This window comes from Enterobacter sp. BIDMC 29 (assembly GCF_019378755.1).
In the GTDB taxonomy this organism is placed as follows: Bacteria; Pseudomonadota; Gammaproteobacteria; order Enterobacterales; family Enterobacteriaceae; genus Enterobacter; species Enterobacter ludwigii.
Genome location: NZ_CP080000.1, coordinates 876,618 through 892,318, shown reverse-complemented (window position 1 = coordinate 892,318; position 15,701 = coordinate 876,618). Strand labels below are relative to the sequence as shown.

At 55.5% G+C, this 15,701-nt stretch carries 18 protein-coding genes; 3 read left to right on the top strand and 15 right to left on the bottom strand.

Translation table 11 applies throughout. The features are described 5' to 3' along the window. Window positions 1–33 precede the first annotated feature (33 nt). From flgL to flgB, 11 genes are all read right to left on the bottom strand, one after another. On the bottom strand, window positions 34–987 hold the full coding sequence (gene flgL / locus JTA15_RS04090; RefSeq protein ID WP_014169564.1) for a flagellar hook-associated protein FlgL: 954 nt from the start codon (window positions 985–987) through the stop codon (window positions 34–36). 14 nt (window positions 988–1,001) lie between these two features. Continuing rightward, a complete protein-coding gene (gene flgK, locus JTA15_RS04085) occupies window positions 1,002–2,642 on the bottom strand; it encodes a flagellar hook-associated protein FlgK (RefSeq protein WP_049022670.1) in 1,641 nt (546 codons plus the stop codon). A 75-nt stretch (window positions 2,643–2,717) separates the two neighbouring features. Further along, complete coding sequence (gene flgJ, locus JTA15_RS04080; protein ID WP_219372893.1) at window positions 2,718–3,671, bottom strand: flagellar assembly peptidoglycan hydrolase FlgJ; 954 nt, start codon at window positions 3,669–3,671, stop codon at window positions 2,718–2,720. Continuing rightward, entirely contained in the window at window positions 3,671–4,768 is a 1,098-nt protein-coding gene (locus JTA15_RS04075; protein WP_219372892.1) for a flagellar basal body P-ring protein FlgI, read from the bottom strand. Before JTA15_RS04075 ends, flgJ begins: the two co-directional genes overlap by 1 nt. A gap of 12 nt (window positions 4,769–4,780) precedes the next feature. Continuing rightward, window positions 4,781–5,479: a flagellar basal body L-ring protein FlgH gene (flgH, locus tag JTA15_RS04070; protein ID WP_023311139.1), complete on the bottom strand. Its 699-nt coding sequence runs from the start codon at window positions 5,477–5,479 to the stop codon at window positions 4,781–4,783. Window positions 5,480–5,536: 57 nt separating this feature from the next. Then, window positions 5,537–6,319 carry a flagellar basal-body rod protein FlgG gene (gene flgG, locus JTA15_RS04065; protein WP_008500810.1) on the bottom strand — a complete coding sequence of 261 codons (783 nt, stop codon included), beginning with the start codon at window positions 6,317–6,319 and terminating at the stop codon, window positions 5,537–5,539. Between the two features lie 11 nt (window positions 6,320–6,330). Further along, on the bottom strand, window positions 6,331–7,086 hold the full coding sequence (locus JTA15_RS04060; protein ID WP_014169559.1) for a flagellar basal body rod protein FlgF: 756 nt from the start codon (window positions 7,084–7,086) through the stop codon (window positions 6,331–6,333). 20 nt (window positions 7,087–7,106) lie between these two features. After that, complete coding sequence (gene flgE / locus JTA15_RS04055) at window positions 7,107–8,315, bottom strand: flagellar hook protein FlgE (RefSeq protein ID WP_014169558.1); 1,209 nt, start codon at window positions 8,313–8,315, stop codon at window positions 7,107–7,109. Between the two features lie 26 nt (window positions 8,316–8,341). Continuing rightward, on the bottom strand, window positions 8,342–9,052 hold the full coding sequence (gene flgD / locus JTA15_RS04050; RefSeq protein WP_014169557.1) for a flagellar hook assembly protein FlgD: 711 nt from the start codon (window positions 9,050–9,052) through the stop codon (window positions 8,342–8,344). A gap of 11 nt (window positions 9,053–9,063) precedes the next feature. Continuing rightward, entirely contained in the window at window positions 9,064–9,468 is a 405-nt protein-coding gene (gene flgC / locus JTA15_RS04045; protein WP_013097138.1) for a flagellar basal body rod protein FlgC, read from the bottom strand. 3 nt (window positions 9,469–9,471) lie between these two features. Then, window positions 9,472–9,888 (bottom strand): flagellar basal body rod protein FlgB, encoded by a 417-nt coding sequence (flgB, locus tag JTA15_RS04040; RefSeq protein WP_014169556.1) that lies wholly within the window; start codon window positions 9,886–9,888, stop codon window positions 9,472–9,474. 157 nt (window positions 9,889–10,045) lie between these two features. Here flgB and flgA point away from each other — a divergent pair, with 157 nt between their 5' ends. The 3 genes from flgA to flgN all read left to right on the top strand — a co-directional run bounded on the left by flgA (window position 10,046) and on the right by flgN (window position 11,522). Beyond that, the gene (flgA, locus tag JTA15_RS04035) at window positions 10,046–10,705 is read left to right on the top strand and encodes a flagellar basal body P-ring formation chaperone FlgA (protein ID WP_047366234.1); all 660 of its coding nucleotides are present in this window, start codon (window positions 10,046–10,048) and stop codon (window positions 10,703–10,705) included. A gap of 93 nt (window positions 10,706–10,798) precedes the next feature. After that, complete coding sequence (gene flgM / locus JTA15_RS04030; RefSeq protein WP_014169554.1) at window positions 10,799–11,092, top strand: flagellar biosynthesis anti-sigma factor FlgM; 294 nt, start codon at window positions 10,799–10,801, stop codon at window positions 11,090–11,092. Window positions 11,093–11,096: 4 nt separating this feature from the next. After that, window positions 11,097–11,522 carry a flagella biosynthesis chaperone FlgN gene (flgN, locus tag JTA15_RS04025; protein ID WP_025204463.1) on the top strand — a complete coding sequence of 142 codons (426 nt, stop codon included), beginning with the start codon at window positions 11,097–11,099 and terminating at the stop codon, window positions 11,520–11,522. A gap of 59 nt (window positions 11,523–11,581) precedes the next feature. Here the strand turns inward: flgN and murJ are convergent, their stop codons facing one another. The 4 genes from murJ to rimJ form a co-directional block, all read right to left on the bottom strand. Continuing rightward, entirely contained in the window at window positions 11,582–13,117 is a 1,536-nt protein-coding gene (murJ, locus tag JTA15_RS04020; protein ID WP_020884681.1) for a murein biosynthesis integral membrane protein MurJ, read from the bottom strand. A 191-nt stretch (window positions 13,118–13,308) separates the two neighbouring features. Beyond that, window positions 13,309–14,232: a Gfo/Idh/MocA family protein gene (locus JTA15_RS04015; RefSeq protein WP_025204464.1), complete on the bottom strand. Its 924-nt coding sequence runs from the start codon at window positions 14,230–14,232 to the stop codon at window positions 13,309–13,311. A 2-nt stretch (window positions 14,233–14,234) separates the two neighbouring features. Next, on the bottom strand, window positions 14,235–14,885 hold the full coding sequence (locus tag JTA15_RS04010; protein WP_020884684.1) for a YceH family protein: 651 nt from the start codon (window positions 14,883–14,885) through the stop codon (window positions 14,235–14,237). A gap of 9 nt (window positions 14,886–14,894) precedes the next feature. Further along, window positions 14,895–15,479, bottom strand: a complete 585-nt coding sequence (rimJ, locus tag JTA15_RS04005; RefSeq protein WP_013097146.1) for a ribosomal protein S5-alanine N-acetyltransferase — start codon at window positions 15,477–15,479, stop codon at window positions 14,895–14,897. Window positions 15,480–15,701: the final 222 nt, after the last annotated feature.

The following is a 15,701-nucleotide window of genomic DNA, read 5'->3' as shown; positions in this document are numbered from 1 at the left end:
CAGTTTCAAGACATGTTCCAAGAGGTCAAGATGTTATCTGTTCAGCTGGAACAGGGACATGCCCTGCATATCGCTAAACGCTTTATAAGATGCCTGCAGCGCGGCCTGCTGCATGGTGTAAGAGGAGATCGCTGCGTTCCAGTCCACATCAACCAGGTCGCTCATCTGCTTAGTCTGGCCCAGTGCACGATCGTCACCAAGGTTATCCAGCTTTTCAAGCTCGTTCATCTTGGTACCTACATCAGCAGCGACAGTAAGAATGTTGTTCTGGGTATTTGTGATGCCGGTTTGAGCATCAGAAATGATTTTCCCCTGTGCTTCAGCTGCAGCAGAGTCGGTATCGACGGGAACCTTAAGCGCGGTAATCGCCGTATCGAGGATCTTGAACATGTTCGTCTCGCCATATCCGCCACCAGGCAGTTCTTTGGCGTTACTGGTGATGCTTTCGAAGATCTGCTGACCCGTGTGGCTAATGACCATATTACGCGCGGTATCAACCTGCTGCGAAATAGCCTCAGTACCGCCTTTGTAGTCACCGGTAACGGAATCAAACGGTGGCACTTCAGTCTTAAAGCCGGCAAAAATAAACCGACCATTACCATCCGCGGTGTTTGCAAGGTTCATCAATTGGTCGCGAATACCTTGCAAATCGCTCGCCAGCGACAGGCGATCGTCATCACTTAAGGTTGCGTTTCCGGCATAGACTAATTTCTCTTTAGCACTGGTGATAGCGGCAGTGACCTGGTTAAGCACATTATCTTCGAGAGAAACTTTTTGTGATGCGAACGATCTTGCCAACGCAAACTGGCTATTTTGTGACTGCGATTGTGACAGAACAATAGCCTGCGACGCCGCGATGGGATCGTCCGACGGGCGATTGACACGCTTGCCGGTGGACATTTGTTCACCATAACTCAACCACTTGCTCTGGGAATCGGTGATCCCGCGCATGTTTTGGTCGTACATCATCTGGGTGCTAATACGCATGTTTCACCTCAGCCTTAGCGAATATTAATGATTGCATCAAAGAGCGAGCTGGCAGTTTGTAGAACCTGCGCATTAGCGAGGTAATACTGCTGATAGCGCTGCAAATTGCCATACTCTTCGTCAAGGTTTACCCCTGAGATCGACTGCTGCTGTTTGGTTAACTGCGTCGCCACATTCGCTTTCGTTTCGCTGCTGGTTTTCAGTGCCGCTGTTGAGCTACCAACGGTACTGACGAGGGAAGCATAAGCATCATTGAAAGACTTATTCCCGCCGACAAGCTTGCTATTTTGCAGATCCAGCAATTTTTGACCGTTGCGGTTGTCACTTTCGCCACCGGCGCTTGTCGATGCCATCGCCAGTTTGGACTCATCATTAAACTTGAGTTCCATGTTTACGATGACATCAGAAACGGGCTTAACAACAAAACTGTCTTTGTTATTCGCGGTACCGCTCACGTTGACATTCAGGCCGTCGAAAGACAGATTGCCGCTCGCATCCGGACTCATCGTGAAACTGGTCTTATCCGACGTACGCGTAATGGTCCAGTCGGTTCCGTTGAACTGCAGCTTATAATCGGTTGCCTGGACTTTAGTACTGTCAGCCACGGAGGCTGTCAGCGCGGCGGTACCTGAATTCTTGCTGTTGGACACAACCGCAGGCGAGCCAAAGTCAAAGAGCTTGCCGCCAGCATCGCCGTTAGCATCAAAACCCGCTTCATGCTGCTTGTTCATCGCGTCAGCAAAGGCCAGCGCCATCTGGTTAAGGTTATTACGCGCTTTATCCAGATCTTCAGAGCGGAAGGTGAGTAAACCGCCAAGGGTGCCGGTGGTAATCAGCTTTTCAGGAATTTCGATATTGCCTGTAACATCATCGGTATAGGCCAGCGTTGTACGGGTTGGGTCTGCGCTGGATTTCACCGCAGCCAGCTGGTTCGCTTTGCTCCCCTGTACCAGGCTGTAACCGGTGCCAAATGAGACGTTATACGTGCCGCCATCCTGCACAGAAACTTCAACACCGACAATTTTATTCAGTTCGCTCACCAGCTGATCGCGTTGATCGAGCAGGTCATTTGGTGATGAGCCAGCACCCACGCCGGTCAGACGGGAAATCTGATCGTTCAGGTTCGCAATCTGTTTGGCGTAGTTATTAATTTGATCGACGCTGGCAGAAATCGCGGTATTCACCTGAGAATCCTGATCGCGAAGATACTGATCGTTGGTTTTAAACTGATTGACCAGGCCATCCGCTTTGCCCAGCACCGTCTGGCGCGCAGCCGGATCTTCCGCGTTACTCACCAGCGTCTGCAGACTTTTGAAGAAGTCCTGCAGCGTGGTAGAGAGTGAGTTGGTGGTATCCGAGAGCACATCGTCGATCTTTGACATCTGCTGATAGCGCGTAGTCAGGCCGCTGCTCTGGGTCTGCGCGGCGCGCAGCTGGTTGGTAATGAACGCATCATACTCACGCTGGACACCGGAGACATAAACCCCGTTACCTACCCAGCCACCGCCGGTCAGCGTGCTGTTTGACGCGCCCAGCACTGTCGTCTGGCGGGTATAACCTGCCACGTTATAGCTTGAAATATTATTACTGACGGTATTGAGTGCCGACTGCGCAGCACTGAGGCCACTCATGGCACTGTTAATCAAACTGGACATGGGGGTTCCTTTTATACGTTCAGACACGAGTCCTGATGAAGGTTATCGGCAGCCTCCACCGGGACTTGAGAACTTTCAGAACAGATTTTCGATATCTGTGCTATAGGCTTTACTGACCTTCTCGCCCATCGATTTCAGCTGCTGAATCATGCTGGTGAGCTTACGCGCATAGTTCGGATCGGTGGCGTAGCCCGCGTTCTGCAGTGCCTGAGCGCCCTGCTCCGCGGTTGCCGCCTGTGTAACGGCGGTGTAACGCGGATTTCGGCTCAACAGGCCCACATAGTCGGATAAGGCTTCCAGATAGGAGCTATAGACGCGGAATTTGGCTTTAACCTTCACCGCCGCACCGTTTTCATATTCAGTGGTGGTGATCTCGGTGGTCGGCCCCTTCCAGCTCGACGTGGCCTTCACGCCGAAGATGTTAAAGCTCGGATCGCCGTTTTCTTTACGGATCTGCCGCTGACCCCAGCCGGACTCCAGCACCGCCTGCGCGAGGATCAGGTGGTGAGGCACGCCGCTCTGTTCACTGGCAAGACGTGCCGGCAGCGAGAGCTGCGCCAGGAAGTCTTTGCTGTCGCCAGAAAGTGGCTCATCGCTGGTACTCGTGGCCTTCGGTACGGCTTTGCGCACCATCTGCGTCAGGGCCTGATTCTGATAACTGGTCACCGTTTGCAGGTCGAACTTCATCGGCACCTGCTGTGGCTTATCATCCGGCTGGATGCCCTGCGCGGCTTCGGTCTGTTTGACAATCATATCAGCCAGACCGAGGCCTTTCCCGGCGGTCATCTGCTGTGCAATCTGCTGGTCATACATGCTGGTGTAAAGACGGGTTGAATCACTGCTGAACATCCCGTCTTTCGGCAGGGTTTCACGCATGCTTTTCAGCATCATCTGTACAAACATCCCTTCCACCTGGCGGGCGACCGGGCGGATATTCGCCGCCGGATCCTTACCTGCTTTGGTTTTCAGTTCGTTGAGCGACTGGGCATCCCAGGCAGCACCGGTCAACAGCTTGCTATCGGTCAGCATCAGATGATTTCCAGTTTGGCGCGCAGACAGCCCGCGCTTTGCATGGATTGCAGAATCGACATCAGATCCATCGGCGTCGCCCCCAGGGCATTCAGGGCCCGAACCACGCTATTGAGGTTCGCGCTGGAGCGTACGCTCTGCAGCGACCCACCGCTCTGGCGCAAATCAATCTGCGTTTGTGGCGTCACCACGGTCTGGCCACCCCCGAACGGGGTATCAGGCTGACTGATGTTGGCGGAACGGTTAACCGTCACGGAGAGATTACCCTGCGCCACGGCACAGCTGTCGAGCGACACTTCGCGGTTCATCACGACCGAACCGGTGCGCGAGTTGATAATCACTTTGGCATCCTGAACCGGAACATTCACTTCCATATTCTGGATATCAGCCAGCATACGGACCTGGTTGCTGCTGCCGGTAGAGGTGCGGATCTGCACGGTACGGGCATCCAGTGCCGTGGCGCTGCCGTAGCCGCGGCTACGGTTGATGGTGTCGGCAATCTGCTGCGCCATCGTGAAGTCTTCATTATTCAGCTGCAGGTTAATGGTGTTGCCTGCGCCAAACTGGGTCGGCAGTTCACGCTCAATGATCGCACCATTGGTGATACGCCCGCCGTTCAGCTGGTTCACCTGCACACTGCTGCCGCCCGCAGACGCGCCGGCACCGCCGACCAGAATGTTCCCCTGCGCCAGCGCATAAACCTGGCTGTCGACCCCTTTCAGCGGAGTCATCAGCAGCGTGCCGCCACGCAGGCTTTTGGCGTTACCCATTGACGAGACCACGACATCAATTGTCTGCCCCTGGCGCGCGAACGCCGGGTAGGAGGCGGTGACCATGACCGCGGCCACGTTTTTCAGCTGCATATTGGTTCCCGCCGGGACGGTAATACCGAGCTGGGAAAGCATGTTGTTCAAACTTTGAGTCGTGAATGGCGTCTGGGTGGTCTGGTCGCCCGTTCCGTCCAGACCCACCACCAGGCCATAGCCAATCAGCGAGTTTTCGCGTACGCCCTGAACGCTGGTGAGATCGCGAATACGGTCAGCCTGGGCAAACGTTGCCACCAGCGCCAGCGCCACGGCGAAGATCGATTTAAACATGGGTCACCTCGCTTACATCGGCGATAAGTTAAGGAAGAAACGCTGCAGCCAACCCATATTTTGCGCTTCATTGATGTAGCCGTTACCGACGTACTCGATGCGCGCATCCGCCACCTGGGTGGACGGAACGGTGTTGGTGCCGCTGATGGTGCGAGGATTAACCACGCCCGAGAAACGAATGAACTCAGTGCCCTGATTGATGGCGATCTGTTTTTCACCCACAACGTGTAAATTGCCGTTAACCAGCACCTGGTCAACCGTCACCGTCAGCGTGCCGCTAAAGGTATTGCTGGCATTCGCGCCACCTTTACCGTTAAAGGTATTGCCGCCAGAGGCCTCGACATCAGCACGCGCATTGCCGAACAGGCCCTGCAGATAGCGTGGAACGGTATCGAAACCGAAATTGGTTTTGCCATCGCGGCTGGCATTCGCCGACGAGCTCTTGCTCGCGCTGACGTTTTCCTGCAGCACAATGGTCAACGTATCGCCGACATTACGCGGGCGGCGATCTTCAAACAGCGGTTGATAGCCATAATTGATTGGCTGCGCGGTCTGGAAAATGGAGCCGTTCACCACTGGCGCCGGGCCAGGAACGGGTTGGGCGGTAGTCGCACCCTGCACTAAAGGTTTAGACGGGATCAAGGCACACCCGCTGAGGGTGACAGCCAGAACAGTCAGTATCGGATAACGAAACGCCGCGTTTTTTTGCATTGCCTTCATCTTCGAAAACAGGGAGCCGGCGCGGCGTTGACCGCACCGGGCTACACCTTAGAGTTGCGTCAGTTTCTGCAGCATCTGGTCGGTCGTCGACACTGCTTTACTGTTAATTTCATACGCGCGCTGGACCTGGATCATATTCACCAGCTCTTCCGCAACGTTCACGTTCGAGGTTTCCACATAACCCTGATACAACAGACCCGCACCGTTGAGGCCCGGGGTGCTTTCATTTGGCGTACCGGAGGATTGCGTTTCGGTGTAGAGGTTCTCACCAATGCTTTCCAGACCGGTGTCGTTCATGAAGGTGGTCAGGTTTAGTTGTCCAACCTGAACAGGTGCGGCCTGCCCCTGCTGCGTCACACTCACCACGCCGTCACGCCCGATAGTAATACTCAGGGCATTCGCCGGGATGGTAATCGCAGGCTGAACCTGGAAACCACCCGCCGTCACCAGCTGACCATTCTGATCGACCTGGAACGATCCGTCGCGGGTATAGGCAGAAGTACCGTCAGGCAACTGCACCTGGAAGAACCCCTGGCCTTTGATTGCCACGTCTTTGCTGTTGTTGGTCTGAGACAGGTTGCCCTGGCTATGCAGACGCTCGGTGGCTACCGGACGAACACCGGTACCAATCTGCAGACCGGATGGCAGTGTCGTTTGTTCAGAAGACTGCGCTCCAGGCTGGCGGATGGTTTGATAAAGCAAATCTTCGAAAACGGCACGCTGACGCTTGAAACCATTGGTGCTGACGTTTGCCAGGTTGTTGGCAATCACATCCATGTTGGTTTGCTGCGCGTCGAGGCCAGTTTTCGCGATCCATAAAGAACTGATCATAAGGAGTCCTGTTAACTCATAGCCAGAAGTTGGTTAGCCTTGCCCGCGTTTTCATCAACGCTGCTGATAATCTTCATCTGCATTTCAAAACGACGGGCACTGGCGATCATGTCGGTCATCGCTTCGACCGGCTTGACGTTACTGCCTTCCAGAACGCCGGACATCACGCGGATGCTCGGATCGGCCTGTAACGTGGCACCCCGAGTGGCCTGGGTCGCCTGGGTCAGACGGAACATTCCGTCATCGCCACGCTGCACCTCTTTGCCTTCCGCCTTCACCAGCTTCAGACGCCCGACGGGCGCAACGGTATTGGCCGGATCGCCCGGGTTCAATGCCGAAATAGTCCCGTCGGCCGCGATAGTCAGCTCAGACCCTTCCGGCACCGTCAGCGGACCCGCTTCACCCATTACCGGATGACCCTGAATCGTCAGCTGGCCCGTGGCACTCACCTGGATGTTACCGTTACGGGTATATCCTTCACCGCCGTCAGCGGTCTGCACCGCCAGCCAGCCGTCCTGTTGCAGGGCAACGTCCAGCGGGCGTGAGGTGTAATCCATCTGGCCTGGCGTCATATCCGCACCCGGCGTAGAGGCCGTAACCAGCGTACGCGTCGGCAGGGAGAGCCCTTCCACCGGGACCGCACGCAGCGCATTAAGCTGCGCACGAAAGCCCGGTGTAGAGGCGTTTGCCAGGTTGCTGGCAGTAACAGCCTGCTGATTGAGCGTCTGGCTTGCCGCGCCCATCGCGGTATATATTGCGTGATCCATTGCGCTTTCCTGTCAGCCGCTTAACGCAGGTTAACCAGCGTGTTGAGGATCTGATCCTGGGTTTTGATGGTCTGCGCGTTCGACTGATAGTTACGTTGCGCGACGATCATGTTCACCAGCTCTTTACTCAGATCCACGTTAGACGCTTCCAGCGCACCGTTGGTCAGCGTACCGAAGTTACCGGAGCCCGCGGTACCCAGCAGCGCCACGCCGGAAGACTGGGTGGCAGACCAGACGTTATCGCCTTCAGACTTCAGACCTTCGTTGTTGGCGAAGTTAGCCAGCACGATCTGGCCCAGGGCCTGGGTCTGTTCGTTGGAGTAGTTACCCACCACGGTGCCGTCGTCGTTGATCTGGTAGCTCACCAGGTCACCCGGTTTGTAACCGTTCTGGTTGGTTGCCACGATGTTATTGGCGCCGGTGTTCTGCTGCATGGAATTGGCGAAGCTCATCGCAAACGTGGCTGGCGTTGCACCTGGAACGGTGCCGGTAGTGATATTGATGCTGCCGCCGCCAGTCAGTACGCCGCTGGTGTTGAAGGTCAGCGTGGTCGCCAGGGATGGCGTGCTTCCTGCAACGCTGCCGTCCTGGGCATAGACTTTCCAGGAGTTTGCCGGAGTCGCGTCTTTAACGTAAAACAGGTTCATGTTGTGCGCATTACCCTGGCTGTCAAAGACCGTCACCGTCCCTTTTTTGTTGTAGCTGTCAGGGTTGGTCGGATCAAAGGCCGTGGTTGGCGCGGTGTCAGTAGAGTTCAGGTTGATCTGCTGGGACGCGGTGGTGGTGGATTTCGCCGCCATCAAGGTCGTTGGGATATTGATCGCCTGCGGGTTAGCGCCGGTCTGAACCGTTGGTGGGGTACCCGCAACAGGATAACCGGTTAATTGCAGACCCTGCATGTTCACCAGGTTACGGTTTTCGTCCAGTTTGAACTGACCGTTACGGCTGTAGAACACAGAGCCGTTGGAATCGACCATACGGAAGAAACCGTTCTGGCTGATGGCGACGTCCAGACCACGACCGGTATTGGTCGTCGTACCGTCGGTAAAGTCCTGAGTGATGCCCGCAACTTTCACGCCCAGACCTACTTTGGAACCGGCAAACATATCTGCAAATGAGGCAGAACCGGATTTAAAACCATAGGTCGCGGAGTTGGCGATGTTGTTGCCAATGACATCCAGGTTGGTGGCCGCAGCATTCAGGCCGCTGACCGCTTGAGAAAAGGCCATGACTTACTCCTGATAAGTGTTAAGGCTTAGATAATCTGCCGAACTTCGTCGAGCGTGGTGGTACCCGAGGTACCCAAATCCAGTTTGTTACCGCCGGCGCCTTTAATCACGCCCTGAACCAGCGCGAACTGCAGCGGCTGCGCCACCAGTTGGGTGGTTCCGTTGCTGGCGCTGATCGCCACTTTGTAAGAACCGTTTGGTGCTTTCGTGCCGTCGGTCAGGCTGCCGTCCCAGGTAAAGGTGTGTACGCCTGCCTTCAGCTCACCAATCTCAATGGTGCGTACCACTGCCCCGCTCGCATCGCTGATCGTCGCAGTCACTTTGTCAGCCGGCTGCTGCAGCTCAACGCCAAACGGCGTGGTGGTCGTGGTTGACGTCCCCTCGGTAGTGCTGGTGCCGGCAAGGATCGTGGTCCCCGGGATCATCACCCCATGACCAATCAGATTCGCAGCCTGCAGAGACTGGCTGTTGTCAATCTGACCGGAAACGGAGCCAAGGGTGGTGTTGAGTTTTTCAATGCCGCTGACGGTACTGATCTGCGCCAGTTGCGTGGTCAGCTCGTTGTTCTGCATCGGATTGGTGGGATCCTGGTTCTTCAGCTGCGCTACCAGCAGCGTCAGAAAGCTGCTCTGCAGATCGGACGCGTTACTGCCCGTCAGGGCGTTGGAACCCGTCGAACTTTTGGCGCCATTAACACCTGAGTTCGTGGGATCATTCACATTTACGGCGATGGACATGCATGTCTCCTTTACTGGCCGAGAGTGAGTGTTTTGAGCATCATGCTCTTCACGGTATTAAGCACTTCGACGTTTGCCTGGTAACTGCGTGACGCCGACATGGAGTTCACCATCTCACCCACCACATCCACGTTAGGCATTTTTACGTAACCGTTCGCATCCGCCAGCGGGTTGCCAGGCTCATACACCAGCTTGTCCGGTGCCTGGCTCTCAACCACATCAGAGACTTTCACACCGCCGGTGGCCGCGCCTGGCGCCGCATCGACCTGAAAGACGACCTGTTTCGCACGATAAGGCTGACCGTCTGGTCCGGTCACGCTGTCGGCGTTCGCCAGGTTACTGGCGGCTACGTTCAGACGTTTGGACTGCGCGGTAAGCGCCGAGCCGGCGATATCAAAAATATTCAGCAAGGCCATTTATCAGTTGCCCCCCTGCAGGACGTTCATCATGCCTTTGATTTGTCCGCCGAGAACGGTCAGGCCTGTCTGGTACTTCAGGCTGTTATCGGCAAACTGTGTACGCTCCCGGTCCATGTCCACGGTGTTACCGTCGAGTGAAGGCTGGTCGGGAATGCGATAAAGCAAATCGGTCGTTGGTGCGGTCATCGTCTGAGCGGGAATATGACGTGAGGAGGTCAGCGCGAGCGCGACACCGCTCCCTTCTGCGCGTCCACGCTCCATCACTTTTTTAAGCTCACTGGAAAAATCAATATCGCGCGCCTGATACCCTGGCGTATCGGCGTTAGCGATATTGGCGGCTAAAATTTCCTGCCGCTGGGCACGTAAATTGAGCGCTTCCTGCTGAAAACGTAACGCGGCGTCGAGTTTATCGAGCATGTCTCCTCCGCTGATGGCAAAATTTCAGTTCACAGCTTAAATCTCAACCCATCCGCCTTATCGACGGAATAAGCGCAAAATGCGTCGCTATTTATTGCGTTGATGAAAAACCACTGCAGGTAGAATTCACTCAATTCTGGAAACGGTGGAACTTGCGATGCAAACGTTAAAACGTGGCCTGATGGCAACTTTCTTGCTTTTTAGCCCCCTGGTGCAGGCGGATGGTTTACAGGATCAGCTAAACACCTTTTTTGCCCAGAAGCTGGCGGGCTTTAGCGATGAAGTTGTCGTCACGGTACGCACGCCACCAAATCTGTATCCCTCCTGTGAGCAGCCGTCATTTACCGTGACCGGCACCACCAGACTGTGGGGGAACGTGAACGTGCTGGCACGCTGCGCCAACGAAAAACGGTATTTACAGGTTGCAGTCCAGGCGACAGGCAATTATGTTGTCGCCGCTGTCCCCATTGCCCGGGGTACCGCACTGCAGGCCAACAGCGTGACGTTGAAACGTGGCCGTCTGGATCAGCTGCCGCCACGGACAATGCTTGAAATTAACCAGGCGCAGGACGCCATCAGCCTGCGTGATGTCGCACCGGGCCAACCGATACAGCTGTCGATGCTGCGCCAGGCGTGGCGCGTCAAGGCGGGTCAACAGGTGATGGTGGTGGCCAATGGAGATGGCTTCAGTATCAACAGTGAAGGGAAAGCGTTAAACAATGCCGCGGTGGCACAAAATGCCCGCGTCAGAATGTCTTCAGGGCAGGTGGTTAGCGGAACCGTCGATTCTGATGGGAATATTCTGATTAACCTATAATCTTTTTAAAGATTTCGCTGCAGCTGCCGATAAATATTCAACTATTGATGATGTCAGGCGCCAACGCCGCGAACCCTCGATGAGGACAACACTATGAGCATTGATCGTACATCAGCCCTGAAGCCGGTAAGCGCTGTACAACCTCGCGAAACGAATGACGCTACGCCGCAGAAAACGCGTCTGGAAAAACCGTCAACGTCTAACAGCACCAGCGTAACCCTGAGCGATGCCCAGGCAAAACTGATGCAGCCAGGCGGCAACGATATCAACATGGAACGTGTTGAAGCGCTGAAAACGGCTATTCGTAACGGCGAGCTGAAAATGGACACCAGCAAAATTGCTGACGCCCTGATTCAGGAAGCGCAGAGTTTCTTACAGAGTAACTAACCGTATGAGTCGACTGTCAGAAATACTGGATCAAATGACGGTTGTCCTGAACGACCTGAAAACGGTAATGGACGCTGAGCAACAGCACCTCTCTTCCGGTCACATCAACGGCAGCGCGTTGCAGCGTATTACTGAAGACAAAAGCTCGCTCCTTGCGACGCTGGATTACCTTGAGCAGCAACGTCGCGCTGAGCAGGATCCTAAGCGCAGTGCTAACGACGATATCGTTGAGCGCTGGCAGACTATTACAGAAAAAACCCAGCACCTTCGCGATCTCAACCAGCATAACGGCTGGCTGCTTGAAGGTCAGATAGAGCGTAATCAGCAAGCGCTTGAGGTGTTAAAGCCGCATAAAGAAACCGGGCTGTACGGTGCGGATGGTCAGACAGCGACGGCCCGTATTACGGGCGGGAAAAAGATTTCGATTTGAAGCATAAGCGACAAATCAAGCAGTGGGGAGCACCATAAGGTGAACTCCCCTTTTGGCGTTTATGCCGTACGGCGGGCAAACTCTTTCACTTTGAAGCCCAACACGGCGAGGGTGGCAAAGTAAGCCACAACCCCAACACCCACCACGGCCATCAGTCGCAGCAGACGATAAGGCATGGTGCCGAGCGACCACTCCGGCATCACGTGCATCATGCCGAGCAACGCCGCTGCCATCACCAGCACCGCGATAACCAGTCGCACAAGGAAACTCGCCCAGCCCGGCTGCGGCGTGAAGATATCCTGCTTACGCAGCTGCCAGTACAACAGCCCGGCATTCAGACAGGCCGCCAGACCAATAGACAGAGCCAGACCCGCGTGCTTCAGCGGGCCAATAAACGCCAGGTTCATCAACTGGGTCATCACCAGCGTCACCAGGGCAATCTTCACCGGGGTTTTAATGTTCTGACGGGAGTAGAACCCTGGTGCCAGCACTTTAACAACAATCAGCCCCATCAATCCCACCGAGTACGCCACCAGCGCCTGCTGAGTCATGGACGCATCATGGGCTGAAAATTTACCGTACTGGAACAGCGAGACGGTCAGCGGTTTCGCGAGGATCCCCAGCGCCACCGCGCTTGGCAGTGCCAGCAGGAAACAGAGGCGTAAGCCCCAGTCCATCAGGCGGCAATACTCATCATGGTTGCCGCTGGCAAAGCTTTTCGAGAGCGACGGCAGCAGAATCGTCCCCAGCGCGACGCCCAGTACGCCAGAAGGAAACTCCATCAGACGGTCAGCGTAGTACATCCAGGAGACCGAACCGGACACCAGGAAAGAGGCAAAGATGGTATTGATGATAAGTGAGATCTGGCTGACAGAAACCCCGAGGATTGCAGGTCCCATCTGCTTCATGACGCGCATTGCGCCAGCATCACGGAAATTAATGCGCGGCAGAACCAGCATGCCAATTTTCTTCAGATGCGGCAGCTGATATGCCAGCTGCAGGACGCCGCCCACGGTCACCGCCCAGGCCAGCGCCAGTACCGGCGGGTTGAAATGCGGTGCGGCAAACAGGGCAAAGCCAATCATGCTGACATTCAAAAACGTCGGCGCAAACGCCGGAACGGAGAAGCGGTTCCAGGTATTGAGGATTGCCCCCACCAGCGAGGCCAGCGAGATCAACAGGATATAAGGAAAGGTAATGCGCAGCAGCTGGGTGGTAAGCGCAAATTTATCAGCGGTGTCGGCAAACCCCGGCGCGGTCACCATAATCACCCAGGGCGCAGCCAGCATCCCCAGGACTGTCACTATAGCCAGCGCCAGCGTCAGTAGGCCGGAGACATAGGCGACAAACACCCGCGTAGCATCTTCGCCCTGCTTGCTTTTATATTCCGCCAGAATTGGAACGAAGGCCTGCGAGAAAGCCCCCTCAGCAAAAATACGGCGCAATAAATTCGGCAGTTTGAACGCGACGAAAAAGGCGTCCGTTGCCATCCCAGCACCAAAAACCCTTGCCACAATGGCATCGCGCGCAAAACCCAGTACGCGAGAAAACATGGTCATCGAGCTGACGGCTGCCAGCGATTTTAATAAGTTCATTAATGTGAATTTCCACAACCATACGGCAAAACGCCTGCAGAGCAGGCGTAATGAATGCCCGACGGCGTTGCGCTAGCGCAGGCCTTCGGATTTGCAGGCCGGATAGGCGAAAAGCCTCCCGGCGAAACCAACAATCGGCGCTTAGTCTACCCGGATTTAAGGGAATTACTATCGGCAGATGTTACAGAGGGTTATTCACTCATGGCCTCTCGCCAGAGCCGTTCCACGATGCGTTGCGCCATGATGGCCTGTTCACCGGCTGTTTCCGGAACCGTCTGATTTTGCACGCAGCTAATGAAGTGACGGGCACATCCCGCGAAGCCGCGTTGCTCCAGAGTGCTCTGCCAGCCCGGCGCCGGAAGCGTGACCACACCGTTGCCCTTCTCTTCTCGCCACTCCCGCATGTCAGTGATGTCATACAGCGCACCGTCAGTGACGGCCTGGACAAACTCCCGCTGACTGCCCGCACGACGATGCATGCTGGTGGTCACCTGCAGATGTTCCAGCGCAAAGTGGTGCTCGGCGTAGACCATCTCGCCCAGATCGTTGGTCATCAGGGTCCCGCTTTTCAACTGAGCCTGGCCGTTCGTCAGCCAGAGCGCCGTGTCCACCACGTGCAGATAATCATCGAGAAGCGTAAAGCGCAGATCGTTTGGCCCGACGCTGTCGGTACGGTGTTTATCCATCCTCAGAGAGGCCAGCGCGCCCGGCTGTGCCTTCAGCTGCTGATAAAGCGGAGCGAAGCGGCGGTTAAAGCCCACCATCAGCGTCAGGTTCTTGCGTGCCGCCAGCTCTATCAGTCGCTCGGCATCCTGAACGTTCTCCGCCAGGGGCTTATCCACACAGACGTGAACACCGGCATTCAGCAGTTCGCTGACCACCTGATAGTGCGTTGCCGTTGAGGTATGCACAAATACCGCGTCGCACTCGCGGGCAAGATCCGACAGCGAAGCGGCATAAGGTATCCGCCAGGTTGCGCAGATGCGTTCAGCCTTCTCGCGGGTAGGTGACCACGCGCCCTGAAGCGTCCAGTCCGTTGCCGCGCCTAATACCGGTAACCAGGCTTTTTGTGCAATACCGCCAAGCCCCACCACGCCTACACGTAATTTTTTCACTGTTAATCTCCCAAATGTGCCAGCAGTGCGTCCAGGCGCTGTTTCAGCCCAGCGACCTCCTCTTCCAGCGCGTCCACGCGCGCCGTCAGGCTGCCGCTGACAACAGTGGACTCTTGTTCCGTTGCCAGCGTCGCGGTATCCACCTCGCCACTGAAGAGATGCATATAGCGGCTCTCACGCTTGCCCGGTTCGCGTGCCAGACGCACCACGTAAGGGCCATCCTCGCGGGTTGCAAGCCCTTCCAGGGTTTGTTCCACTTCCTGCATATCCGCAAACTCATGCATACGGGAAGCCCGTGTGCGCAGCTCGCCGGGAGTCTGTGCCCCGCGCAGTAAAAGGGTCGTGATCACCGCCACTTCCGCGGCGCTCAACTTCAGGTCGCCGAATTCGGAATTACAAAAACGTTGTTCGTACTTGGTGACGCGGTTTCCGAAGCCGCTGACGGTGCGCAGATAATGGCGTTTCACCAGTTCATCCAGCACATCCTGAACGTCATGCTCGCTGAGGTTCATTACCGGCTCGCGGTTGGTCTTTTGGTTGCAGGCCATCATGACGGCGTTGACAGAGAGCGGATATTGCTCCGGCGTCGTGACCTGTTTTTCCAGCAGGCATCCGACGACGCGCGCTTCTGCACCGCTTAACTGATATTTCATCTCTTCTCCTTAGCGACCCGCTGTCCAGTCCCGGGTGGTTAATGCCGTGAGGACATGGTCGCGCCATTCTCCATCTATCAGCAGATAGTCTTTGGCGTAACCCTCTTTCTCAAACCCTAAACGCGCCAGCAAATTACCGCTGCGCTGATTATGCGGCATATAGTTCGCCATAATACGATGAATATGTTGCGTGCGTTGCATATAACGGATCGCCACCGTTAATGCTTCATACATCAGCCCCTGCCCCTGCCATTTCTGACCGATGGAGTAGCCGAGGTAGCAGGCGTGAAACGATCCGCGCACGACGTTTGAAAAGTTGGCGATGCCGATGATCTCTTTTTCTTCGGGATCCAGCAGCGCAAAATAAAACGCACTTCCCTGCTTATGAAATTCCGCAATCATACTGAGGCGCGCCTGCCAGCCGGATGGGTAACAATGGCTCTCATCCCGAACGGGTTCCCAGGGTTTTAAAAACTGGCGATTCTCGGCGTAATAATCCGCCAGACGCCAGGCATCACGCTCATGCACCAGACGAACGACCAGCCTGTCCGTTGTCAGACGCACTTTTGGCACATTACTGCGATAGCCAAACATCGATACCACTCCTTCCCGTCACTTCTGCTGACCCATTAGCTTTACTATACCTGTGCCTGCGCCGTCTGTGAAAACAGTGACATACCATTTTGACCTCTTTTCACATTTTTCGATGAGAACTCTCTATCAAAGCGCTCTTTTGATAAAAAAATATTGTCACGCCCAGGGGTGGGAAAACGCGCAGTAACCCCGCAGAATGTTAGCGTGCTCACCATCCTGTTT